Annotated in this window: 15 protein-coding genes; 4 read left to right on the top strand and 11 right to left on the bottom strand. The window is 70.4% G+C overall.

Going from position 1 to position 18,115, the window contains the following annotated elements; genetic code table 11:
- Nucleotides 1-756: FHA domain-containing protein (locus D7W81_RS29350; RefSeq protein WP_244227505.1), on the top strand; the 756-nt coding region annotated here is incomplete at its 5' end.
- A 34-nt stretch (nt 757-790) separates the two neighbouring features.
- Here D7W81_RS29350 and D7W81_RS29345 read toward each other — a convergent pair.
- Entirely contained in the window at nt 791-2,467 is a 1,677-nt protein-coding gene (locus D7W81_RS29345) for a serine/threonine-protein kinase (protein WP_120558701.1), read from the bottom strand.
- Nucleotides 2,468-2,579: 112 nt separating this feature from the next.
- Between D7W81_RS29345 and D7W81_RS29340 the strand changes: the two genes are divergently transcribed.
- A complete protein-coding gene (locus D7W81_RS29340; RefSeq protein ID WP_120558700.1) occupies nt 2,580-3,347 on the top strand; it encodes a double zinc ribbon and FHA domain-containing protein in 768 nt (255 codons plus the stop codon).
- A 79-nt stretch (nt 3,348-3,426) separates the two neighbouring features.
- Here D7W81_RS29340 and D7W81_RS29335 read toward each other — a convergent pair whose 3' ends face one another.
- Nucleotides 3,427-3,789 (bottom strand): TraR/DksA family transcriptional regulator, encoded by a 363-nt coding sequence (locus D7W81_RS29335; protein ID WP_120529590.1) that lies wholly within the window; start codon nt 3,787-3,789, stop codon nt 3,427-3,429.
- A gap of 125 nt (nt 3,790-3,914) precedes the next feature.
- Here D7W81_RS29335 and D7W81_RS29330 point away from each other — a divergent pair, with 125 nt between their 5' ends.
- The gene (locus D7W81_RS29330; protein WP_120558699.1) at nt 3,915-4,796 is read left to right on the top strand and encodes a DNA integrity scanning protein DisA nucleotide-binding domain protein; all 882 of its coding nucleotides are present in this window, start codon (nt 3,915-3,917) and stop codon (nt 4,794-4,796) included.
- An 8-nt stretch (nt 4,797-4,804) separates the two neighbouring features.
- On the opposite strand, the gene D7W81_RS29325 is transcribed toward D7W81_RS29330, so the two are convergent.
- The 6 genes from D7W81_RS29325 to dnaK form a co-directional block, all read right to left on the bottom strand.
- Complete coding sequence (locus tag D7W81_RS29325; protein ID WP_120558698.1) at nt 4,805-5,374, bottom strand: PspA/IM30 family protein; 570 nt, start codon at nt 5,372-5,374, stop codon at nt 4,805-4,807.
- A 17-nt stretch (nt 5,375-5,391) separates the two neighbouring features.
- Nucleotides 5,392-7,674: a vWA domain-containing protein gene (locus D7W81_RS29320; RefSeq protein WP_120558697.1), complete on the bottom strand. Its 2,283-nt coding sequence runs from the start codon at nt 7,672-7,674 to the stop codon at nt 5,392-5,394.
- 35 nt (nt 7,675-7,709) lie between these two features.
- Entirely contained in the window at nt 7,710-10,241 is a 2,532-nt protein-coding gene (locus tag D7W81_RS29315; RefSeq protein ID WP_120558704.1) for an AAA family ATPase, read from the bottom strand.
- A gap of 51 nt (nt 10,242-10,292) precedes the next feature.
- Nucleotides 10,293-10,700 carry a thiol-disulfide oxidoreductase DCC family protein gene (locus D7W81_RS29310; protein ID WP_120558696.1) on the bottom strand — a complete coding sequence of 136 codons (408 nt, stop codon included), beginning with the start codon at nt 10,698-10,700 and terminating at the stop codon, nt 10,293-10,295.
- A gap of 28 nt (nt 10,701-10,728) precedes the next feature.
- Nucleotides 10,729-11,586, bottom strand: a complete 858-nt coding sequence (locus tag D7W81_RS29305; protein WP_120558703.1) for a hypothetical protein — start codon at nt 11,584-11,586, stop codon at nt 10,729-10,731.
- Nucleotides 11,587-11,803: 217 nt separating this feature from the next.
- A complete protein-coding gene (gene dnaK / locus D7W81_RS29300) occupies nt 11,804-13,717 on the bottom strand; it encodes a molecular chaperone DnaK (protein WP_120558702.1) in 1,914 nt (637 codons plus the stop codon).
- A gap of 414 nt (nt 13,718-14,131) precedes the next feature.
- Between dnaK and D7W81_RS29295 the strand changes: the two genes are divergently transcribed.
- Nucleotides 14,132-15,220, top strand: a complete 1,089-nt coding sequence (locus tag D7W81_RS29295; protein WP_120558695.1) for a diacylglycerol/lipid kinase family protein — start codon at nt 14,132-14,134, stop codon at nt 15,218-15,220.
- Between the two features lie 57 nt (nt 15,221-15,277).
- Here the strand turns inward: D7W81_RS29295 and D7W81_RS29290 are convergent, their stop codons facing one another.
- From D7W81_RS29290 to D7W81_RS29280, 3 genes are all read right to left on the bottom strand, one after another.
- Nucleotides 15,278-16,039 (bottom strand): SAM-dependent methyltransferase, encoded by a 762-nt coding sequence (locus tag D7W81_RS29290; protein WP_120558694.1) that lies wholly within the window; start codon nt 16,037-16,039, stop codon nt 15,278-15,280.
- Nucleotides 16,040-16,127: 88 nt separating this feature from the next.
- On the bottom strand, nt 16,128-16,445 hold the full coding sequence (locus D7W81_RS29285; RefSeq protein WP_120558693.1) for an HP0495 family protein: 318 nt from the start codon (nt 16,443-16,445) through the stop codon (nt 16,128-16,130).
- Between the two features lie 34 nt (nt 16,446-16,479).
- On the bottom strand, nt 16,480-17,799 hold the full coding sequence (locus tag D7W81_RS29280) for a PhoH family protein (protein ID WP_120558692.1): 1,320 nt from the start codon (nt 17,797-17,799) through the stop codon (nt 16,480-16,482).
- Between the last annotated feature and the right edge of the window lie 316 nt (nt 17,800-18,115).

The raw sequence follows: 18,115 nt of genomic DNA, 5'->3' as shown, positions 1-18,115 counted from the left end.
GTGCCGGACAGCGCCCTGCCCCCCCGGGGCGGCACGGGCGCCAACGCCCCGGTCCCAGGGGGGACGCCCGCCACGACCACGGGCGCAACGGCGAGGCCCGCGCCAGTGGCGTCGCGCTTCGGGCTGGCGGTCATCGCCGGGACGACGCGGGGCCAGCGCTACAAGCTGCCGGTGACGGGCTGCGTGGTGGGCCGCCAGCGCGGCGCCATCCTCTTCCCGGACGACGTCTTCGTGTCGCCGCTGCACGCGACCTTCCTGGTGAAGGACGGCGCCCTCTTCGTGCGCGACGAGTCCAGCGCGTCGGGCGTCTACGTCACCTTCGCCGGCACGGAGCCCCTGGCGCCGCGCGCCCTCTTCAGCGCCGGCCAGCGGCTGTTCCGCTTCACCGGCCGCGTGGAGGCCCCTCCTCCCGTGGCGGGCCGGCCCAACCCGTACGGCTCACCGGTGCCGCTCGGCCAGGCGCTGTACGGCGTGGAAGAGGTGCACATGGGGGGCCGGGCGGGCCGCGCGGTGGTGACGGCCGCGGCGTTGCTCACCATCGGGCAGGCGCACTGCGACTTGGCGTACCCGAACGACGAGGGGCTCGCCGGCCGGCACTGCGAGCTGAGCCCCACGGCGACGGGCGCGATGCTGCGCGACCTCTCTGGCGGCCTGGGCACCTTCGTGCGCATCCCGCCCGCGACGGAGCGGCCCCTGCGTCCGGGCGACCGCGTCCGCCTGGGTCAGCACGTCATGCAGGTGGAGACGCTGGGCTGACGGGGAGCGGCCCGGTCCCCACCGGGCCGGACGCTCAGGGGACCGAGGGACGCGCCACCGGGCTGCCCAGCCGGACCTCGATGTACGCGCGCGCACGCGAGTCGGGCATGTCGGTCAGGTGGCGCACCCACCAGCCGCGGGCCTCGTCCGTGTTGTCGCGCTGCCAGTACAGCTCGCCCAGCTTGAGGGCCAGCTCCGCTTCCGGGTTGTACTGGAAGGCTTCCTTGTAGCTGGAGGTCGCGCGGGTCAGCTCTCCGGCCAGCACGTCGCGGTCCCCGTCCAGCGTCAGCTTGCGCGCCTTGTCCACGTTGCGCGCGTTGCTGGGGATCTGCCGCAGGTACTCGGGTTGATCCGAACCCGACGTGAGCAGCCGGGGCGCGTTGGGCGGCGCCACGTACTGGTTGCCCTCGGCGCCGCTGCCCGCGCCAATGCCGAAGTAGTAGACGAAGAAGCCCACCGCCCCCAGCACCAGCACCGTGGTGAGCGCCTTGAAGAAGAGGATGATGCCTTCGCCGCCGCCAGAGGCGGGCGCGGCCACGGAGGTCCGGGTGCCCTCGGCCGCGAGCGTGGCCTCATCGGAGACCGGCGTGCGGGAATGGGACAGGCCCTGCACGGTGGCTTCCACCGTCACGTCGTTCCAGCCCGTGTTGTTCCGGGCGGAGTTCTGCGCGGCCTGCGACTTGCGCGGGATGGGGGCCAGCACGCCGGAGGCCTGGGGCCGGCGCCCACCGGTGTCACTGGCAGGGGCGCCACCGCGGCGGCGCTCCTTGTCGACCGCGAGCAGCTCCGCCTTGAAGGCCCCGGCGTCGGCCGGCCGGTCATCCGGGTCCTTGGACAGGACGCGGAGGATCAGCCGCTCCATGCCCGGGGAGATGCGCGCGTCCGGACGGCGTCGCGTGGGCGGGGGCGGCTCCTCGGTGAGGTGCTTGGTGGCGAAGCCCACCGCCGAGTCGGACTCGAAGGGGAGCAGGCCCGTCGTCAGCTGGTAGAGGATGACGCCCACCGCGTACAGGTCCGAGCGGTGATCCAACACCGCGCCCCGCGCCTGCTCGGGCGACATGTACTCGGGGGTGCCGCACACGAAGCCCGCGCGCGTGAGGGCCGGGCCCTCGTCCTGCGAGTCGGTGATCTTCGCGATGCCGAAGTCCAGCACCTTCACGAAGTCCGGCTCGTTGCGGCGCTGCTCCACCATGATGTTCTCGGGCTTCAAGTCCCGGTGGATGACGCCCGCGCCGTGCGCGTCCGACAGCGCGCTGAGGATCTGGAGGGCGATGCGCACCACGCGCGCCTCGCCCAGCGGCCACTCGCGGCTGAGGATCTGGTGCAGGTCCTGCCCGGCCACGTACTCCATCGCGATGAAGAGCGCGCCGTCGTCGGCCTGGCCGAAGTCCAGCACGCTGATGGAGTTGGGGTGGTTGAGGCGGCTGGCGGCCTTGGCCTCGCGCTGGAAGCGCGCGACGGTGCGCTCGTCCGACAGCAGCGTGTGGCGCAGCACCTTCAGCACCACCACCTTGTCGAGCGCGAGCTGACGGGCGCGGTACACCTTGCCCATGCCGCCTTCGCCGATGAGGGCCTCCACCCGGTACTTGGAGGCAATCGTCTTGCCCACATATTCGTCGCCGCCCTCCGCCGAGCGCAGGAGTGTCGCGCCGCAGGCGGGGCAGTAGCGGGAAGAGTCTTCGGCGTCAGCGCCGCAGGAAGGGCAGTACACGTCAGCGTCCAGTCAGTGGGGCCGGGACTTCACCATGCCCCTCGGGTGGGGAGCAAGCCATGCGCTTCTCGGGCCCCCAACGCGGCGCGGGCCTGCTAGAAGGGAAGCTCCCATGGACGCCGTGGAATATTGCCCCCGCTGTGACACCGAGAATTCCCGGGATGCCACTGTGTGCCGAGCTTGCGGCTCGGCACTTCGCTCCGGGACGATGGTGATGGCCGTGGCGCACGTCTCGTCGCGCCCGCAGGTGTCCATCCGCGTGGTGCGGGCGGACGGCGGCCCCGAGTCGCTCGTGCGCATGCAGCGCGACACCCTCACCTGCGGCCAGCAGGCGGACATCGCGCTCAACGACGACCCCTTCATCATGCCCGTGCAGGCGCGCTTCTTCTTCTCCGGCGCCCGGCTGGCCATCGAGGACGTGGGCGGCGCCAACGGCGTCTTCGTGCGCCTGCGCCAGGAGCGCGAGCTGCCCGCGGGCGGAGAGCTGCGGCTGGGCCGTCAGCGCATGGTGCTGGAGCCCATCTCCACCGCGGCCCTGGGCCCCGGCGGCACGCAGGTGTGGGGCTCGCCGGATCCGGGCTACCGGCTGCGGCTCATCCAGCTGTTGGAGGGCGGCCTGCGCGGCGCGGCCTTCCCGCTCAAGGACGGTGACAACCTGCTGGGTCGTGAGCAGGGCGACATCGCCTTCCCCACGGACGGCTTCGTGTCCGGGCGGCATGCGCTGCTCCAGGTCAGGGGGGACCGGCTGATGGTGCGCGACGTGGGCTCGTCCAACGGCACCTTCATCCGGCTCGCGGGGCCGACCTTCGTCGACAACGGCGATCACTTCCTCATCGGCCGTCAGCTGCTGCGGGTGGAGATCCAGCCCGCGGCGGCCTGAGGCGGCTTCGCTCCTCACTTCACGGAAGCGCTGCGTGGACCGCACGGGAGTGCCGTGCGGTCCGGAAGAAGCCACGGCCTCAGCCGTAGGACTTCTCCTTCTTCTCCTGCTCTTCCTTGCAGCGGATGCAGAGCGTCGTCACCGGACGCGCATCCAGACGCTTGGGGGAGATGTCCTCCTCACAGCGCTCGCAGATGCCGAAGGTGCCGTCCTCCACGCGCTTGAGCGCGGCATCAATCTTCTGCAGGAGGAACTTCTCACGATCCCTCAGGCGGAAGACCATGGACTGGGTGTACTCGGAGGCGGCCTGGTCGATTTCGTCAGGCAAGTCGTCCGTGTCGAAGGACGACTCCTCCACCAGGGTCTTCTTCGCGCTTTCGAGCAGGCTCGCTTTGCTGTCCTCGAGCATCTTCTTGTAACGCTTGAGATCTTTCTGGTTCACAGCCTGCGGCTCCGTTGGACGGGTAGAGGGGGCCTGACCCCGAAAAAAAGGGCCCGAAAGCTTTATTCAGGCAGTTCCCAGTGTCAAGCTGACCTGCTTTAAAACGTGGGTGCACGAGGAGCGCCTTGAGCGACAACACGAAGTTCGATCGGGAATTCTTGCGCTCGGCGCTTTCCCTGGCCGCCAAGAGTGAGGTCGACCACTTCCTCTACATCTGCGACACGCCCATCCCAGCGGAGGACCTCCGGGGTAAGCCCGCGCGCAAGAAGCTGGTGTACGCGGTGACGTTGGAGCCGCTGGCACAGGAGCACCAGCGCAAGAAGGTGCGCGCGCTCGTGATTCCCGCGTACGACTACTCGCGCACGGAGCGGGTGAAGGTGGCGCTCGTGTCCGCGCTGTCCCAGGGGGCGTTCAAGGAAGGCGACCTCGTGCTCTGCATGACGGGCAAGGTGGGCCGCGCGCCGGACACGCTGATGCAGATGCGCATCGGCGGGTCGCTGGATGACCGGCTGGCCATCGAGGGCGTGAAGCTGGGCGACGAGTTCAATTCGCAGGTCGTGGACGCGCTCATCCAGCTGGCGCTGCAGATCGGCCAGGAGGGCTTCGAGGGCCATCCCATCGGGACCATCATCACGATTGGTGACCACACGGCCGTGCTGGAGAAGAGCCGGCAGCTCACCATCAACCCGTTCCAGGGCCTGTCCGAGTCCGAGCGCAACGTGCTCGACCCGAAGATCCGCGACGCCATCAAGAACTTCTCCGTGCTGGACGGTGCGTTCGTCATCCGCGAGGACGGCGTGGTGCTGTCCGCGGGCCGCTACCTGTCCGCCAACGACGACACGGTGAAGATTCCCCTGGGGCTGGGCGCGCGCCACGCGGCCTCCGCGGGCATCACGTCAACCACGCATTGCATCGCGCTCACGGTGAGCCAGACCTCCGGCGCGGTGCGGCTCTTCAAGGGCGGCAACATCGTGCTGGAGCTGCACCAGACGGCGCGGCGGAACTAGGCGCCCTCCTACTTCACGCGCTCGGGGGCCGCGGGGGGCTGGTGCTCCTCGCGGTAGATGTCCGCCAGGGCGTGCGCCTTCTCCACCTCGTCGCGCGCGGCATCCAGCGCCATCACCCGGTCGAAGCGCTCCACCTGCTCGCGCAGCGCCTCGGTGACGACGCCGCCAGCGGCCATCCGCGCGGACGCGCTCTCCCGTTCGATGCGCAGGTCCGCCACGCGCTCGCCCAGCTCGCTGGCCGCGCCGAGCAGCAGCTCCGAGTCCCTCGCCGCGCGCCGCAGCGACTCGCGCGTGGACTCCAGCAGGCGTTCGGTCTGCACGCGGTCGCGCTCCAGCACGCCCACGCCCTTCGCGTCTCCCCGGTCATGCGCGGTCTGGCGCCGTCCGGCGATGTCGCCCAGACGGGCCGTGTAGCGCGTCACCCCGCGGGAGAGCTCGCCCTTGAGGGCCAGCAGCGTGGCGGCGGACTTGCGCACCTCGGCCGCCTGGCGCTCCAGGTCCTCGATGAGCCGGTCGAAGGTGGCCAGCGGGTCCACGGGCGCCGGAGGCGTCTTCTTGCGTTTGAGGAAGCCGAACATGGCGCGTGCCTTGAAGCCTACCCGAACGGGCGGCAGAGCAGCCGCACCCGTTCCAACGCCTCGCCCACCGGACGCCCGCCGCCGGACAGCACGGCCAGGTAGCGCGCCGGGGTGAGTCCGTAGACGGACAGCAGGTGCTGGAGCAGCACCACGCTCTCCGTCGCGCGCCGGTCCGCGGGGGCGAGCGACGCGGCCTCGCCCACCGCCTCCAGGATGTCCTTCACCCGCGCCACCAGCTCCATGCCGGGCGCCTCCGGCACGGTGGGGGCCGTGGGCGTGGAGGGAAAGAGCGCGTCGAAGGAGGCCTCCACGGCCACGCCCTTTCCGAGCGTGCGGCCGGCCGCCACCGACTCCAGCGCGTCCAGGTGTGGGGCCAGCGCCTCCAGGGCCTCCAGCGAGGCCGGCACGTCACGCGGCAGCAGCGTGCGCCAGGGCGTGTCGAACTCCGTGCGCGCCCAGCGGATCTCCTCGTCGGAGAGCGGGTGGTAGAAGGCGCGGCCTCCGGCGGCGCGCTGCTCCAGCACCAGGGACTTGAGGTCCGGGTTCTCCTCGCCCAGCGAGATGAAGCTCAGCGCGATGTCCAGGGCCCCCATGGGCGCGCGCGTGCGGCGGATGAGGTCCAGGTCCACGCGGTCCTCCCCGTCGGTGATGAGCACCACCGTGGCGCGCGCGAGGTACGGGTCGCGCCCCTGCGCGGCGCGGATGGAGTCGAACGCGGACAGCAGGGCCAGCGAGATGTCCGTCTGCCCTTCCGCGGGCGAGTCCCGGAAGAGCTTTTCAATCTGCCGCGTCGCCTCGGCGGCGGTGTCCACGCGGGCCAGCTCCGTGGGCACGTCGTTGAAGAAGCTGAAGTAGAGCGGATCGAAGTTCTCTCCGCGCCGCGCCTTCACTCGCAGGTTGTTCAGCTCCGCGATGATCAACGCGTCGCGGAAGCGGGCCCGCGCGCCGTGCATGGAGCCGGAGGCGTCACAGACATAGACGCGCACGGCGGTGCGCTTCACCTTGCGCGGCTTGGGGGGCGGCGCGTCGTCCAGGTAGGTGCGCACGAGCTGCCGGTGCGCCGCGAGGTCCTGGAGCAGGCGCCGGGGATCCGTGATGACGAAGTGGTGGATCTCGTCCAGGCTCCCCGTCGTGGCGAACGACATCGTCTGCGTCGGATAGGGGACCTGGCGCGGGACGGCCCGGGCGGCGGCGGTGTCCCTCTCGACGATCTCCTCCGACAACGCGTCCTCCACGTCGAAGTAACGCGCGCACCCCGCCGCCAGGTCGAACGTGGCCAGCTGCTCCGGCTTCAGGGAGAACGCCAGGTCCGCCAGTTGCTCGTCCGGCGCGTCCTCCGCCTCGCGTCCGGAGTCCGCCTCGGCATCCGCCTCTCCCAGCCACCGCAGCCGCGCGCCCGCCTCCGCCTCCTCCACCATCCGCGCCAGCCGGTCTTCCGGGGGAAGCAGCGGCGTCAGCGCGCGCCGCGCCGCCGAGGCCAGCTCCACGTCCCCGGCCCCGATGGCACGCTCGTAGAGCCCCTGCAACGAACGGTAGGCGCCCCGAGGATCCTTCTGGGCGGTCTCCCGCACCCCGCGCACCAGCGCCGCCAGGGAGCGCGTGGGCGGCACCTCGCGCACCCGCTCGCGGGCCTCCGCCACATCGTTGCGCAGCGCCATGCTCCGCGCACGGTCCGCGTCCGTCGTGCCCAGGCGCAGCAGCATCTCGTGGGCCAGGTCCAGATCGCGCCGCTTCTGCACCAGGTCGATGACGTTGTCCCGCGCGCGGGCGGCCAGCAGCTCCGCGACGGCCAGGCGCGCGTTGGCGGGAGGCCGCTCCCGGGCCGTCTCGCTCGGACGCTCGAAGATTTCGAACGGCGCGTCGTCGCCGCCCTGCGCTTCCAGCGGACGGCTGAAGAGGTCCGCCACCTTCACCGCGCGGGCCAGCCGCACGAAGCCGCGGTCGAGCGCGGTCAGCGCCCCCGAGGGCAGCTCCCCGGAGCGGTGCGCCCGCTCCACCAGGCGCAGGCACTCCTCGTACTCCTCCAGCGCCTGGTTCGCGCGCGCCGCCAGGCCCTGCGCGAGTGCGCCCGCCCTGCCCCGCTGGGTGCCCAGCGCGAGCAGCAGCCGTGCATCCGCGGCGGTGTGGACGCCCACGCGATCCATCTCACGGTCGAGCGCCACGAGCACCGGCAGTGACAGGTCCTCCGCCCCCTTCAACTTGCGGCCAAAGGGCCAGGACCACGCGCCTGCCCGGGCCGCCACGGGCTGGCGGAGCGCATCCAGGCGCTGCCTCAGGGGGGTGAGCCGACGCGCCAGCACGTCTCAGCGCCGCCTTCCGTGCACGGCCCCGGCGCTCACGGCGCGGTCCGCCGCTCCAGCACCTGCCGGCTGAAGCGTCCGAAGTCCTCGTCGATGCCGCGAAGCTGGGTGGACAGCTTGTGCGCGCTCTCGCCCAATTCGCCCGGGAGCGTCTCCAGCATGCCCAGGGTGGACTTGAGCCGCACCAGTTCGCCCTCCTTGAGCGCGAGCTGGGGGAAGCGGCTGCGCACCAGCCGTTCGAAGGTGCGCTCCGCGTCGGCGCGGCCGTTGAGTGCGTCCGGCGAGGGCAGCGTGGACAGCAACTGCGTCAGCCAGCTGCGCAGGTACTTGATGCGCGACTGGAGGAAGGACAGCTCCGCCTCGGCCACCGCGGCGCGCACCATGTCGGAGAGGAACGCCGACGCGGACGGGGGGCGCGCCGCCATCAACTGCCCGTCCAGGCTCACCAGCGCGGAGAGCTCGCCGTCGGGGGCCTGCGCGGACAGCTCGCCCCGGTAGTAGGTGTACGCGTCGCCGTTGAGCACTGCGTTGGGGGCCGGCGGGGGGCTGGCCACCTCGCGCGACAGCACGCGGGCGTGCTCCCGGAGGCGGTTCTCCATCAGGTCGCGGCACTCGGCGAGCACCGGCTCCGCCGTCACGCCCTCGCGCCTGAGGTTCTCCGCCACCGCCTGCACCGCGCGGCCGTACTGCTCGATGCGCTCGAACGGGGTCGCCCCCAGCACCTCGCGCGCGTACGCCACGCTCAGCGGCCGGAGCATCTCCTGCTTCAACCCGGCCTGGGAGGGGTCCAACGCCGTCAGGGCGTTCTCCAGCTGCGTGAGGCGGCGCGAGTCCGCGGACAGCGCATCCAGCGGATCCTTGCGGCCCCGGGGCGCCTGCGCGGGGAAGGCCGCCGACGCCCGGCGCCGGAGCGCGGCCACCACCCGGCGGCGCGTGTCCCGGTCCGCGTCGCGCAGCCGCTCATGGAGGGCGGGCACCGCCTCGCTGAGCATCACCGACAGCGAGCCCAGCGCGCCCAGCTCCTCCTCCAGGTTCTCCGCGAGCCCGACCAGCCACTCCAGCTTCACGCTGTCCTCGAACGCGAGCCCCTCCGCCGCGGACGCGCTCATGTCCAGCGCCTGCATCAGGAACCGCGCGGCCGTCTCGCACAGCGCGGGGTAGCCCGGCCTCAGCTCCGGCACCGCCCGGCTGAGCTCCAGGACATCGCGGATGGCGATAAGCAACGCCACGCCGCCGCGCACCTCCCCCGGCCACACCGCCATGCCCCGCGACAGCCGCTGCTCCAGGGACGTCACCACCGCGCGCGCCGCCACCAGCAGCGGGCCCCGGTTCTGGCCGTGGCTGGGCCCAGGCACCAGCTTGCCCAGCACGCCGCGCGCGGTGGTGGACACCACGCCCGCCTGCCAGTTGCGGCTCAAGCCCTCCGCCACGTTCACGTCGTCCGCGGCCGCGAGCGCCGTCGCCTCGCGCTCCACGCCGCCGCCCAGCTCCTGGCGCACCTTGCCCAGGACCTCGTCGAAGGTGCGCTGCTCCAGCCGGACGATCTCCAGCTGCGCCCGCTCGCGCGGGTCCACCGCTGCCTTGAGCAGCGCGTCCGTCTCCGCCGCGGGCGGACCGCCCAGGAGGAAGAACCAGCGCAGCGCGTCCAGGTCCTCCACCGTCGCCTCGAGCGGCCGGTCCGGACGGCGGTAGATCTGATCGCGCACCACCGCCGCCTTCAGCGTCCAGAGCGCCTTCACCACCGAGCGCTGGGAGAAGTACTTCGTGGGCACGTAGTCCGGCAGCTTCGACACCTGCGCCACGAGCGCGCGCTCCAGCGCGTCCGTCAGCATCTCCACGCCCTCCAGCACGTGGCCGGGCACCTTCACCTGGGCCACCGCGTCCTGGAGGAGGTCCAGCTGCTGGAGCGTCAGCGTGGCGCGCAGGTCCGGCCGGGTGCCGTGCACGAAGCGGTGCAGCATGGCGGCCCGGCTCTCCCGCCGGGCGAAGGCCTTGGGCACGAAGCAGATGAAGCTCAACCGGTCCGCGAACGCCAGGAGCAGCTCCGGCGAGCGCGCGAGCACCTCCGTGAGGTACCGGTTGCTCGTCATCACCACGCACTCGGTGCGGCCGGCCGTCACCTTGCGGCCGTGCTTCAGCTCCCGCTCGTACATCACGTTCAGGATGGAGCGCAGCAGCATGTCCCGGCCGTCGAAGACCTCGTCCAGGAACGCGTGCACCGCCCCCAGCATGCCCTCGTCGGTGAGGTACTCGGTGCGCCCCGTCTCCGTGAGCACCTTGAAGTCCACCGGACCGATGAGGTCCGTCTGCAGCGTCGTCTCCGCGATCTGCTTGGAGAACAGCGACGGCAGGCCGGACACCTCGTCGGTGATGCGCCCCAGGACGGCGCTGGCCACGGCGCTCTTCGCCGTCCCGGGCGGGCCCACCACCAGCACATGCTCGCGGCAGAGCAGCGCCAGCTCAATCTGCGTGAACAGCGTTTCCCGCTCCAGGTACGTCTCCCGCAGCTCCCCGAAGAAGCGGCGAAAGGACTGGGCGGCCTGCAGGTTGGGTGGAGGCGAAGTCACGAAAGGCCCAGGGGCAGCGGGGAAGGCCACATGCTACCCGCGCCCCTCCCCCTATTTGAAGTGCACCGCGCAGGCACCGTCGGGGCAGTCGCGACCCGCGATGCGGAAGCGGTAGCGGGCCACCACCCCATACACCGCGTCCGCCAGGTGCCGCAGCCCCGGCACATAGTACACATAGAGCAGCCGCCCCAACGGCCGCCGGCCCAGTGCGCGGACGATGGCCTCCGCGCCCTCCAGCACCCGGCCATCCGCCTGGATGAGCTGCATGGCCTTCTCGCAGCGCTCGTAGCTCACGCCCGGGAAGGCCTCCAGGACGCCCTCGTCGCGGAACGAGAGCAGCTGTGTGCCCTGCCCGCCCACCAGCTTGCGCATCTCCCGCGCGGCGCCGCTGCACACGCGGCAGTGGCTGTCGTAGAGGACCACGTCATGTCCCGGCGGTGTCGTCTGGAGCGTCGTCATGGGTCACCTCCCCCTCAGGCCCAGTATGTCAACGAGGCTTGAGCATCTCATGCAGTTGTCCGTGCACGCTGCGCCAGATGTCGTGTTGCCGTTCAATAGGATCCATCAGCGCCAGGCCCACCGACGTCGCCGGGGAGCTGCCCTGGAAGGCCGAGTACTGTCGGATGCGCGTGCCTCCGCTGCCGTCGTCGTCGAAGACGAACTGGTTGGTGCCGCGCAGCGGGTGTCCATCCAGGGTGGTGATGTGGACGACGCGCTCCGTCTCGTTGAGCTTCACGGTGATGGGCGCCCACACCGGCGGCGGCCCCTGCTCCTCCAGGAACAGCCGGGCGCCGTCCGTCAGCGCGCTCGCCGCGGGCCGCAGCGAGATGCCCGCCGCGCCGAAGAGCAGCTCCGGGTTGCTGACGAAGGCCTCGAAGGCGTCCTTCGCGGACACGCCAGGCAGGGTGCTCGTGTAGTCCGTGAGCGCCGTGGGCGAGCCCGCGATGGGCGGGCTCGGGTCCAGCTGTCCCAGCTGCGTGCGCGCGTAGGCATCCATCGCGGGGCCCTTGTCCAGGGTCACGCTGAAGGCCGCGGCCTGGGTCTGCTCCAGGAGCCGCGCCCCCTGCTTCATCTGCTCCATCAGTGAGCCCGTGGGCTTCGGCGGGAACGCGCCCCCCACCCCGAAGTCGAAGCCGTTGCCCTCCCGCGCCCGGGGCGCCACCTGCGGCGCCCGCGCGGGGCTCGTAGCCGGCGCGCCGGTCCCCCGAAACACCTCCACGAAATTGGCCGGAGCGGCCGGCGTCCGTGAAGGCGCCTCCGCGCGCGAGGCCAGGGGAAGGGACGCGCCCTCGGAGGCGGCGAGGTCGGGGAGGGCGTTGGACAGCAGGGAGTCGATGCGGGACATGGGCAGAACACCTTCGTGCAGGACCGCGAGGAACCCGTCCACCCCTTGCAGCGCGTCCGCCACCCGCGCCCGCGTGAAATCGCGAGGTTGGTCCCTCCCCTCGTCCCGCGTCCGGCACACCCGTCCACCGCTCCGGAAAAAGACGAAGGCCGGCGCCCCTCGCGGAGCACCGGCCCTCGGACTTCAGCCCCCGCCAGGGGGCGGGATGCTCACGGCGCTACGACTGGCGGAACTCGGCGTCCACCACGTCGTCCTTCGCGGACGGCTGGGCGCTGGAGCCCGGAGCCGCGGAGGGCTCGGCGCCCGGAGGAGGCGTGGCGCCCGGCGCGCCGCCGGTGGCGCGGTACATCTCCTCCGCCGCCTTGTAGCTGGCCTGCTGGAGCTTATCGAGGGCCGCCTTGATGGCGTCCTTGTCCTGCCCCTCGCGGACCTTGTTCAGCTCCGCGACACCGTCCTCGATGGCCTTCGCCACGTCGGGGGTGAGCTTGTCCTTGTTCTCCTTGACCATCTTCTCCGCGGCGTAGGACTGGCTCTCCGCCTGGTTCTTCACCTCGACCAGCTCGCGGCGCGCCTTGTCGGCGGATTCGTTGCTGCGCGCGTCGTCGACCATCTTGGTCACTTCGTCCTTCGACAGACCGGACGAGTGGCTGATGGTGACCTTCTGCTCCTTGCCGGTCGCCTTGTCCTTCGCGCTCACGTTGAGGATGCCGTTCGCGTCGATGTCGAACGTCACCTCAATCTGAGGCACGCCGCGCGGCGCCGGGGGCATGCCCGTCAGGTGGAAGCGGCCGAGGCTGCGGTTGTCGCCCGCCATCTCGCGCTCACCCTGCAGCACGTGGATCTCCACCTGCGTCTGGCCGTCCGCCGCCGTGGAGAAGGTCTCCGACTTGCGCGTGGGGATGGTCGTGTTGCGCTCGATGAGCTTCGTCATCACGCCGCCCAGCGTCTCCACACCCAGCGACAGCGGCGTCACGTCCAGCAGGAGGATGTCCTTCACCTCGCCGGAGAGCACGCCCGCCTGCACCGCGGCGCCCACGGCCACGACCTCGTCCGGGTTCACCGTGCGGTTCGGCTCCCTGCCGAACAGCCGCTTCACCGCCTCCTGCACCATGGGGATGCGCGTGCTGCCGCCCACGAGCACGACCTCGTTGAGGTCCTTGGGCTCCAGGCCCGCGTCCTTCAGGCACTTGCGACACGGCTCCAGCGAACGCTCCACCAGCGGGCCAATCATCTGCTCGAACTTGGCGCGCGTGAGCTTCACGTTCAGGTGCTTCGGACCGGACGCGTCCGCCGTGAGGAACGGCAGGTTGATGTCCGTCTGCATCGCGCTGGACAGCTCGATCTTGGCCTTCTCCGCCGCCTCCTTCAGGCGCTGGATGACCATCTTGTCCTTGCTGACGTCGAGCCCGGTGTCCTTCTTGAACTCGCTGATCAGCCAGTTCATGATCTCCAGGTCGATGTTGTCGCCGCCCAGGTGCGTGTCGCCGTTGGTCGCGAGGACGTCCACCACGTTCTCGCCCACCTCCAGGATGGACACGTCGAAGGTGCCGCCGCCGAAGTCATACACGGCGATCTTCTCATCCTTCTTCTTGTCCATGCCGTACGCGAGCGCCGCCGCGGTCGGCTCGTTCACGATGCGCTTCACCGTCAGACCGGCGATCTCACCGGCATCCTTGGTGGCCTGGCGCTGGGCGTCGTTGAAGTACGCCGGGACGGTGATGACCGCCTCCGTCACCTTCTCACCCAGGTAGTTCTCCGCGGCGCGCTTGAGCTTCAGCAGCACCTGCGCGCTGATCTCCGGCGCACTGAACTGCTTGCCCGAGATGTCCACGCGCGCGTCGCCGTTGGGGCCACGGGCCACCTTGTAGGGGACGAGCTTCGCTTCCTCGGTCGTCTCCTCGAACCGGCGGCCCATGAAGCGCTTCACCGAGTAGACGGTCTGCTCCGGGTTGGTGATGGCCTGGCGCTTCGCCACCTGACCGACCAGGCGCTCCCCGTCCTTCGTGAAGGCGACCACCGAAGGCGTGGTGGGGGCTCCCTCTTCGTTGACGATGACCTTGGGCTCGCGACCCTCCATGATCGCCACCACGCTGTTCGTGGTGCCCAGGTCGATTCCGATAATCTTGCCCACGGTTCCCATCCTCTGGAAATGACTGCGTTTTTCCTGCGAAATCCTGATGTATGCCCAACGTAACCACCCCCCCCGGCGTGTCAAACGCGAGGACGGTTTCCCCGGAGGCCCGGGCCTCCAGCCAAAGGTGATGACGGCCCCTGCGTAGCGCAGTGCGCAGGCCCCCAGGCCCCGGAGGAGGCGCCGCGTCACCGGAACGCCATCGGGCCGCCACGGGTGCGTAACGCGCTCTACACCGCCGTCACCCCGCGGTAGCAACCGGGCGGGCATATTGGACACCAGCGGACCGTTCAACCCCTCGAAATCACATCAGGGTGCCCGGCTAACGCCGCGCGTCAGGGGTTGGCGAGAAAAGTGCACAGTCCGAACCGCGTCATCGCTGTCATACCGCTCCCCGCCCCTCTGGAGTCGTCCATGCTGGTTCAGCCCCTCCGTTCCACGGACTTCCGCCGCTCGCCGACGGCGCAGCCGTCCGCCGAACCGAAGGTCGCGGTGCTGCTGAACGCGAACGCCCGCAAGGTGGATGCCCGGGTGGTCAAGCTGCTGTCGCACGTGGTGCCGGAAGAGGACCTGTTCCTGTCGCGCTCGCCGCTGGACGCGCGCCGCATCGCGCAGACGGTGCTGGAGCGGGGCTACCCCACCGTATTCACCGGCGGCGGCGACGGCACCTTCATGGGCTTCGTCAATGAGGTGCTGCAGCAGGTGGGCCCGCGCGGGAAGTTCGCCGGCCAGGCCGCGCCGCGCTTCGGCATCCTCAAGCTGGGCACGGGCAACGGCATCGCGGCGTTCGTCAACGCGTCCAGCACCCGGGGCGACGGCATCCTCAACGACGTGGTGCGCGCCCGCGCGGCGGAAGTCCCCGGCGTGCGCACCATGGACCTGGTGCAGGTGGACGGCCAGCGCGCGCCCTTCGCGGGCCTGGGCGTGGATGGCAAGGTGCTCAACGACTACATCTCCGTGAAGGAGTCGCTGGGCAAGGGCATGTTCAAGCGGGTCATGTCCGGCGGTGGCGGGTACTTCTCCGCGGTGGCCTTCAAGACGGTGCCGCACTACCTCACCAGCTCCGTGCTGGTGGAGTGCGAAGTCGTGAATGGCCCTTCGGAGGCCTACCGCCTGGGCGCGGAAGGCCAGACCGTGGGCGCGCCCCTGGCGCCGGGCGCGGTGCTCTTCCGGGGCAAGCTGATGATGGCCGCCGCGGGCACCATGCCCTTCTACGGCTACGGCTTCCGCATGTTCCCCCACGCGAATGATCGCCGGGGCTTCCTGCAGCTGCGCCTGGGCCAGGTGTCGCCCACGCAGGTGCTGGCCAACCTGCCCCGCCTGTGGAACGGCCGCTGGGCCCCGGAAGGCCTGCACGACTTCCACGCCCGCGAGGTCACCATCCGTTTCGCGCGCCCCATGCCCTTCCAGGTGGGCGGCGACGCGGCCGGCTACCGCGAGCAGGTCAAGCTGTCCGTGGCGCCCGAGTCCATCGAGCTGCTCGACTTCAACGGCGTGCAGTAGTCCCGGCGGTTGAAGGGCCCTGCGTCTCCGGGCCCTCCCCCATGACACCTCAAGACTTCAGCCGCGATCGCGCGACGCCGGGGGCTTCTCACCCGGCTCCTTGCGCCGGCCCACGGCGAACGCGTAGCTGACACCCGGCCGCTGGTTGTGCTCGCGGTGCAGGGCCAGCTCCTCGCGGAAGGCGGCGCTCTCCGGCGCTACGGCCTCCGGCAGGTGCGCTTCCATCTCCTTGTAGAGCGCGTCCAGCTCCGTGTCGTGCAGCGACTCCACGGACTCGGGCTCGAAGCCGGAGGTCTCCAGCGCCTGGAGCAGCTCACGCGGCAGGAGCAGCGGCGCGCCCAGGCGCTTCTCCCAGAAGTCCAGCACGGGCTTGGGCGTGAAGCGGCCCACGCGCGCCGGGAAGGTGAAGCCCACGCGGCCGCGCTTGCCCAGGAGCGGGCGGAACACGCGCAGCGACACGTCCAGCGGGTACTGCACGCGCCCCGGCACGAGGATGCCGTGGAAGGGGCCGTCCAGCATGCCCAGCGCGTCCGGCGCCACGCGGCGGACCTCGATGCGATCCGACAGGCCCTGGGAGCGCACGCGCTCGCGCACGGGGGACACCAGGGCTTCGTCCGTGTCCACGGCCACCACGGAGCACTTGAGCTCCTGGGCCAGCAGCACGGCGGCGGCGCCCTCCGGACCACAGCCGAGCACCAGCACGCGGGAGCCCTGCTCGAGCTGGGCCACCTTGGCGAAGCGGCGCGTGGCGTCGTCTGTTCCGAACGCGCGCTGCGCCCCCGGCGGGTGGTACAGCGGGAAGTGCTCTGCGGGACTCATTCCTCCCTCATATACGCACCCTGGCCGGACTTCCAGCCGCCGGAGGGCTCCGGGCCCCCCTGCGGCATCCGCCCACGCACCGCCTGCCTCACAGGTAGTAGACGATGCGCGGATCCTGGTGCAGCTCCGCATAGATGGCCCGGCGCTGCTCCTCGGACAAGAGCAGCACGGACACACTCAGGGACACGAACTTCCCCTTGCGGCTGTGCTGCACGTGGATGGAATCCGGGGACACCTCCGACCCCATCTTCCGCCGGAAGAGCGAGCGCACGTGCTCCTCGAAGCCGGGCGTCTCCTCGACCGTCGCCTTGCCCATCACCTTGTACTCATAGACGGAGGGGTACTCGACGAGGGGCTTCTTCTCCTCGCCGGGGGCGTCGGGCTTGTCGGTGCCGTCCTGGGTCATGATTCGTCTCTATCAGGCACGGGCCTGGGGCGCTCTACAGCAGGTTGGCCGCCAACTCGGCCAGCATGCTGCGCTCGCCCTTGGCCATGGTGATGTGGCCGGCGATCTTCTCGTTCTTGAAGCGGTTGACCACGTGCACCAGCCCGTTGTTCGTCGCGTCCACGTACGGGTTGTCGATCTGGAACGGGTCGCCGGTGAGGATGATCTTCGTGTTGTCGCCCACGCGGGTGAGGATGGTCTTCACCTCGTGCGGCGTGAGGTTCTGCGCCTCGTCCACGATGATGAACTGGTTGGGGATGCTGCGCCCGCGGATATACGTGAGCGGTTCAATCTCCATCAGCCCCAGGTCGATGAGCTCATGGTGGCCGCGCCCGGCCTTCTTGTCCGCGCGGCTCAGGTTCATGAGGAACTCGACGTTGTCGAAGATGGGCTGCATCCAGGGGTTGAGCTTCTCCTCGACGCTGCCCGGCAGGTAGCCGATGTCCCGGCCCAGGGGGAAGATGGGACGGCTGACCAGCAGCTTGTGGTACAGCCCCTCCTCCGTCACCTTCTGCAGGCCCGCGGCGATGGCGAGCAGCGTCTTGCCCGTGCCCGCCTTGCCCACGATGGTGACGAGCTTGATCTCGTCGTTGAGCAGCAGGTCCAGGCAGAAGGCCTGCTCCATGTTGCGCGGGCGGATGCCCCAGGTGCCTTCCTTGCTCTGACGCGCGAGCGGCACCAGCCGCGCCTTGGCGCCGTTGAAGCGGGCCATGGCGGTGTGGGACGGGTTGAGCTCGTCCTTGAGCAGCACCAACTGGTTGGGGGAGAGCCGGTCCTGGGCCGGCACCTCCACCTCGCCGCCGGGCTTGTAGAGCTGATCCACCATGTCCTGCGGCACGAGCAGCTCGGTGAAGCCCGTGTAGAGGTCGGTGATTTCGACGCGCTCGGTGTCGAAGTCCTGGGCGGACATCCCCAGGGCATCGGCGCGGATGCGCAGGTTGGTGTCCTTGGTGATGAAGACGGCCTGGGTGTCCGGCTCGGTCTCCATCAGGTCCAGGGCCACCGCGAGGATGCGGTTGTCCACCAGGTTGCTGTCCGCCATGGAGGACGGCAGCGAACGGTCGGTGAAGGCCACGCGGAGCATCCCGCCGTGCGGCAGCGGGACGCCCTCCTTCAGGGAGCCTTCAGCGCGGAAGGAGTCCAGGTAGCGCGCCACCAGTCGCGCGTTGCGCCCCAGCTCGGAGAGATCGCGCTTGAACTGATCGATCTCCTCGATGACGTAGATGGGGATGATGACGTTGTTGTCCTTGAACCCGTAGATGCTGCGGGGGTCATGGAGGAGGACGTTCGTGTCGAGGATGAAGTTCTTTCGCATCGTGGGCTTCGCGACCTGACCTGGTTCGGGTGCGATTGCTGACGGCGAGCGACGGTGGGTGACCAACAGCTCTCAATATAGCCACCGAACGAGGGGCCACCAGTCGCATTCCCGTCTGAAAGCGCGAAGCTCCGTCCGAAACAGCACGGCCCTTCCGGACGGAACAGGGCGCTACAGCGGCCCCTCAGGGCGTCGCGGACGTGCGCAGCGGAGCGGACGCGGGCTCGCCGGCGTCCTGGTACGGCGACGCGGGCGCCAGTGGATCATACCCGAGCACCTCCACCACCCTTTCGGGAGGGGGGCCGGGGGGCATGCG

The organism is Corallococcus aberystwythensis (assembly GCF_003612165.1).
Lineage (GTDB): Bacteria > Myxococcota > Myxococcia > Myxococcales > Myxococcaceae > Corallococcus > Corallococcus aberystwythensis.
This window is presented reverse-complemented; position numbering and strand designations above follow the sequence as displayed.

Excerpts from the sequence above, each read along its gene's own strand:
- D7W81_RS29340 (WP_120558700.1), top strand. The coding sequence starts at position 2,580 with ATGGACGCCGTGGAATATTGCCCCCGCTGTGACACCGAGAATTCCCGG.
- D7W81_RS29325 (WP_120558698.1), bottom strand. The coding sequence starts at position 5,374 with ATGTTCGGCTTCCTCAAACGCAAGAAGACGCCTCCGGCGCCCGTGGAC.
- D7W81_RS29310 (WP_120558696.1), bottom strand. The coding sequence starts at position 10,700 with ATGACGACGCTCCAGACGACACCGCCGGGACATGACGTGGTCCTCTAC.
- D7W81_RS29305 (WP_120558703.1), bottom strand. The coding sequence starts at position 11,586 with ATGTCCCGCATCGACTCCCTGCTGTCCAACGCCCTCCCCGACCTCGCC.
- D7W81_RS29295 (WP_120558695.1), top strand. The coding sequence starts at position 14,132 with ATGCTGGTTCAGCCCCTCCGTTCCACGGACTTCCGCCGCTCGCCGACG.
- D7W81_RS29290 (WP_120558694.1), bottom strand. The coding sequence starts at position 16,039 with ATGAGTCCCGCAGAGCACTTCCCGCTGTACCACCCGCCGGGGGCGCAG.
- D7W81_RS29285 (WP_120558693.1), bottom strand. The coding sequence starts at position 16,445 with ATGACCCAGGACGGCACCGACAAGCCCGACGCCCCCGGCGAGGAGAAG.
- D7W81_RS29280 (WP_120558692.1), bottom strand. The coding sequence starts at position 17,799 with ATGCGAAAGAACTTCATCCTCGACACGAACGTCCTCCTCCATGACCCC.